The organism is Paenibacillus sp. 01L418 (genome assembly GCF_056400045.1).
This window is the reverse complement of sequence record NZ_JBFTSN010000448.1, coordinates 1-4,945: the sequence shown is the minus strand read 5'-3', so window position 1 is coordinate 4,945 and position 4,945 is coordinate 1. Positions and strand designations below refer to the sequence as shown.

The following is a 4,945-nucleotide window of genomic DNA, read 5'->3' as shown; positions in this document are numbered from 1 at the left end:
GTATATCATGGAGCATTCAGAGAAGGATATATCGCTGGAGCTGATGGCGCAGCGATTTGGCTTAAGCCCTTTTTATATGAGCAAAATGTTCAAGGATCAGGAAGGCATGAATTATATCGATTTTTTAACCGAATGCAGAATTGAAAAGGGCAAGAAGCTGATGGCTGATCCCGATCGAAGCTTAAAGGAAATTACTTATGAGATTGRCTATAATGATCCTAATTATTTCAGCAAGGTGTTCAAAAAGGTATGTGGAGTATCGCCGACCGATTACCGTAGAGCCATCCTTGGCAAAAGAGCCTAAGCAGGGCTGTTCGCCTTAAAAAAATGCAGACGATAGCAAAAGAGTACTGGAAGATGGCGGCTCTCTGCTTCCAGCGCGATGTTATATTAGAAATGTAAGCATTTACATTTTTTTATAAAAGGGAGCGAAGAAAATGGGGAAACGGTTTACAAGAGGCGGGGTTGTATCGCTTGTACTAGCTCTAATCATCGTAATATCGGCATGCTCTAGCGGCAATGGCAACAATGGGAACGCGGGGTCTAAGTCAACCGATAAAGAAGCAACAACAAAAACGAACAACGTAAAGTCAGGCGACGACAAAATTGTAATCGGCCTTTCACTCGATACGCTGCAAGAGGAACGCTGGCAGCGCGACCGTGATTTGTTCATCGCAGCAGCCGAGGCGCTTGGCGCTAAGGTAGAGGTGCAAGCAGCAAACAGCGATGACGCGAAGCAAATTTCTCAAGCCGAAAACTTAATAAGCCAAGGTGTAGATGTGCTGGTCGTCGTCCCTCATAATGCAGAAGCAACGGCAGCGATTGTAGAAAAGGCTCATGCGGCCGGTATTAAAGTGCTCGCTTATGATCGTTTAATCAAAAACTCTGATTTGGATCTATACATCTCCTTCGATAACGAAAAGGTAGGCGAAATGCAGGCTGAGGCGATTATTAAATTGGCTCCAAAAGGGAAATTCGTATACATCGGAGGTGCCGAGACGGATAATAACGCCCATTTATTTAAAAAAGGCGCATTTAATATTTTGCAGCCGCTCATCGACAGCGGTGACATCCAAATCGTATTCGATCAATGGACAAAGGATTGGAACCCAGCTAACGCGCTGGCTAATATGGAGAACGCGTTAACTGCTAATGATAACAAAATTGATGCTGTAGTCGCAGCGAATGATGGTACAGCAGGCGGTGTTATTCAAGCGCTTGCAGCGCAAGGGCTTGATGGGAAAATTCCTGTTTCTGGCCAAGATGCCGAGCTTGCGGCAGCACAGCGTATCGTTGAAGGAACACAAACGATGACGGTATACAAACCAATTAAGGATTTGGCTGAGAAAGCGGCCGACCTTGCAGTGAAGATGGCCAAAGGCGAGGATGTAGGCGCTGATAAAACAGTTAACAACGGTAAAATTGATGTGCCGTCCGTGCTGCTTAATCCGGTAGCTGTAGACAAAACGAACATGGATGCTACCGTCATTGCAGACGGCTTCCATTCCAAGGACGATGTTTACAAAAACGTGAAGTAGCTGCTTGACTAGGTAAAGGGGAAGAAGCGGGGTGCCATGACGCTCTTCCCCTCTTTGCCATTTGCGGAGGTGAGGAAGGAATGACGGCGGTATTAGAAATGCGTAATATTACGAAGCAATTTCCTGGCGTTAAAGCGCTGAACGACGTGACCTTTTCGGTAAAGAAAGGAGAGGTGCATGCACTCTGCGGTGAGAACGGAGCAGGCAAGTCGACGCTCATGAAGGTATTGAGCGGTCTATATCCGCATGGCACCTACGATGGGCAGATACTCATTAACGGTGAAGAGAAGCGCTTCGATAAAATAAAGGATGCGGAAGAGGCGGGCATTGCAATCATTTATCAGGAGCTTGCTCTAGTGAAGGATTTATCGATTGGCGAAAATTTATTTCTCGGCAAAGAACCAGCGGTATTCGGAATTATTAACTGGGAGCGCGTATTCAAGGAGAGCGAGCGGTGGCTGAAGGAAGTAGGCCTTCTTGATGTGAATCCAGAGCAATTGATCGGCAGCCTTGGCATCGGCAAGCAGCAGCAAATCGAAATTGCAAAGGCATTGTCCAAGAAGGCGAATATTCTTATTCTCGATGAACCTACAGCTGCTTTAACGGAGCAGGAAGTTGATATATTGCTTAATATATTGCGTGAATTTAAAAAACGCGGCGTTACTTGCATTTACATTTCACATAAGCTTAACGAGGTGTTTGCGATTGCAGATACCGTTACGGTACTGCGGGATGGTCTGGCGGTTGGCACATACGACGTGTCAGATGTGAATGAGGATAAAGTCATTTCACTGATGGTTGGACGCGAGCTCAAGGAGCGATTCCCGCGGGTGGAAGCAAAGCCCGGTGCAGTCATGCTTAAGGTGACGGATTATACGGTTATGAATCCGGAGCGGCAAGGTAAAAAAGTAATCGATCATTTGAGCTTTGAGGTGCGCAAAGGTGAAATATTAGGCATTGCCGGGTTGATGGGAGCGGGGCGAACGGAGCTGGTCATGAGCTTATTCGGTTCTTATCCAGGTCAAAGCAACGGATTGGTTGAGATCGACGGGAAACCTGTAAAGATTAAGCATACGCGGCATGCTATAAAAGCTGGTCTGGCGCTCGTATCGGAGGATCGAAAAAAGTATGGGCTTGTTCTTGGCATGGATATTAAAAGCAATGTCAGTCTAGCAAGCCTTGCAGCTATATCCTCAGGCGGGGTGCTTCGCCCTAATGAGGAAATTGCGGCAGGCAATCAATATTTGAACTCTTTACGAGTGAAAGCGAATTCAGTGGAGACGATTGTAGGAACTTTAAGCGGCGGCAATCAGCAGAAGGTCGTACTCGGCAAATGGCTGATGACGAATCCGAAAATTTTAATTTTGGACGAACCGACGCGGGGCATCGATGTGGGCGCCAAATTTGAAATTTATAATATTATGAACGAATTGCTTATGCAGGGCGTGTCCATCATTATGATATCGTCCGAACTCCCAGAGCTGCTAGGCATGAGCCACAGAATTATCGTCATCGCAGAAGGAAAACAGACAGGTGAGTTTAAGGCAGAGGAAGCAACGCAAGAGATGATTATGACGGCTGCTACGGGAGGAAAAGGACGATGAGCATGAATCAAGAAACGGTGATAAGCCAGACAAAAATGAAGCAGCGGCCGCAATGGCTGAAATTTGACGCACGCGCATATACGATGATCGGGGCATTAATATCAATTTGGGTTTTATTCTCGCTGCTGCATGACCGGTTTCTATCGCCGACGAATATATCAAACTTGTTTCTACAAATGTCGGTTACCTCTATACTGGCTATCGGAATGGTGCTCGTCATCGTCGCAGGGCAAATTGACTTGTCGGTAGGCTCCTTAGTTGGCTTAACGGGTGGTATCGCAGCAATTCTAAACGTGTGGTACGAGTGGAATACGATACCGGTTATTTTAGCTACCTTAGGTGTGGGTGCGGCGATCGGTTTTATTCAAGGCTGGATTATTGCTTATCGGGCGGTGCCGGCGTTTATTGTAACACTCGGCGGGATGCTCATTTTTCGGGGTATTTTGTTTGGTACAACCGGCAGCGTTACCATTGCTCCGCTGACGCCATCGGTGAAAGCCATTGGTCAATCTTATGTGGGGGATATTATCGGATGGATATTTGGCATTACTGCTTTAGCCGTTGCGGGATACCTTGTCATGCGAAAGCGAGCAGCAAGAGCTAAATTTGGCTTTGATGTTGAGCCGTTTGCCGTCAGCGTGCTGCGATTAGGCGTCATTGGCGCCATTGTTATTGGATTCGTTTATTTAATGAACAGCTACAAAGGTATTCCTGTTCCATTCGTTATGGTTATTGTGCTGGCGCTTATTTTTACGTTTATATCAAAAAATACGACCTTTGGCCGTCAAGTATATGCGATTGGCGGCAATCCGGAAGCTGCGCGATTATCAGGCATTAATATTAAGCGCCGCATATTGCTCGTGTTTGTTCTCTGCAATACGCTAGCAGCCATAGCTGCACTAGTGCTGACTGCTCGCTTAAATGCAGCAACAATGAGTGCAGGTCAGAACTATGAGCTGGACGCCATTGCGGCTTGCGTAATCGGCGGAACGAGCTTGATGGGCGGTACGGGCACCATCGTTGGCGCGATTATCGGAGCTCTCGTAATGGCCAGCTTGGATAACGGGATGAGCTTAATGAATCTTGAATCCTTCTGGCAATATATCGTAAAGGGCGGCATACTGATTCTTGCGGTGTACGTCGATATTTACACGCGGCAGCGCAAGAAGGTTTAAATGTGAATTCAGGCAATGAGCTAAGCTTGAGCATCAGGGAGTTTTGCTGGGAAACCTTTTCTCCCTGATGTCCTGCTAATCTATCATTTGAAATATTCCTCGCGCAAAAGACTGTAATAAGCGATGTCCTCATATACATCCCACTTTAGAAAATGCTGGCGGAAAGTGCCTTCGTATGTCATGCCGTTTTTTTTCATAACGCTTGATGAGGCAGGATTTTTTGTCATGGCAGCTGCAACAATTTTATTAAGTGCAAGCTTCTCGAACCCAAACTGTAAAACTCGTTTGACGCCTTCCGTAGCATACCCCTGATTCCAGTACCGTTTGCCTAACCAATAACCAAGCTCAGCTCTTTTATGATTATTATTTATTGTCATGCCGATGCTTCCCRTAAATGTATGGTTTCCTTTATCGATCAGAGCAAATGTGTAGCCTGTCCCTTCTTGACCAATCTCAGCGCGACGGGCAATAAAGGCAGCAGCTCCGCCTTCCGGATAAGGATAAGGAATATTTAGAGTGGTGCTTGCAACATCAAAATCGTTTATTAGCTGATGTAGTTCCTCGGCATCTCCAGCCTCAAATGGTCTGAGTATTAATCTGTCGGTATGAAATACAGTCATAGCATGCA

5 protein-coding genes are annotated in these 4,945 nt (G+C 46.3%); 4 read left to right on the top strand and 1 reads right to left on the bottom strand.

All coding sequences use genetic code 11. The annotated features are described in order from the left end of the window. From AC1DSE_RS29995 to AC1DSE_RS29980, 4 genes are all read left to right on the top strand, one after another. Window positions 1-304: helix-turn-helix domain-containing protein (locus AC1DSE_RS29995; protein ID WP_477528677.1), on the top strand; the 304-nt coding region annotated here is incomplete at its 5' end. A gap of 133 nt (window positions 305-437) precedes the next feature. Continuing rightward, window positions 438-1,538, top strand: a complete 1,101-nt coding sequence (gene xylF, locus AC1DSE_RS29990; protein WP_441881521.1) for a D-xylose ABC transporter substrate-binding protein — start codon at window positions 438-440, stop codon at window positions 1,536-1,538. Between the two features lie 80 nt (window positions 1,539-1,618). After that, window positions 1,619-3,142 (top strand): xylose ABC transporter ATP-binding protein, encoded by a 1,524-nt coding sequence (locus AC1DSE_RS29985; protein WP_477511329.1) that lies wholly within the window; start codon window positions 1,619-1,621, stop codon window positions 3,140-3,142. 2 nt (window positions 3,143-3,144) lie between these two features. Then, window positions 3,145-4,317, top strand: a complete 1,173-nt coding sequence (locus AC1DSE_RS29980; protein WP_441881787.1) for a sugar ABC transporter permease — start codon at window positions 3,145-3,147, stop codon at window positions 4,315-4,317. Window positions 4,318-4,400: 83 nt separating this feature from the next. Here the strand turns inward: AC1DSE_RS29980 and AC1DSE_RS29975 are convergent. Beyond that, window positions 4,401-4,945 (bottom strand): GNAT family N-acetyltransferase (locus AC1DSE_RS29975; protein ID WP_477528676.1); only part of this gene is annotated, 545 nt, incomplete at its 5' end.

What these genes read in the sequence shown, in the direction of transcription:
- xylF (WP_441881521.1), top strand. Translation starts at nt 438, where the DNA reads ATGGGGAAACGGTTTACAAGAGGCGGGGTTGTATCGCTTGTACTAGCT.
- AC1DSE_RS29985 (WP_477511329.1), top strand. Translation starts at nt 1,619, where the DNA reads ATGACGGCGGTATTAGAAATGCGTAATATTACGAAGCAATTTCCTGGC.
- AC1DSE_RS29980 (WP_441881787.1), top strand. Translation starts at nt 3,145, where the DNA reads ATGAATCAAGAAACGGTGATAAGCCAGACAAAAATGAAGCAGCGGCCG.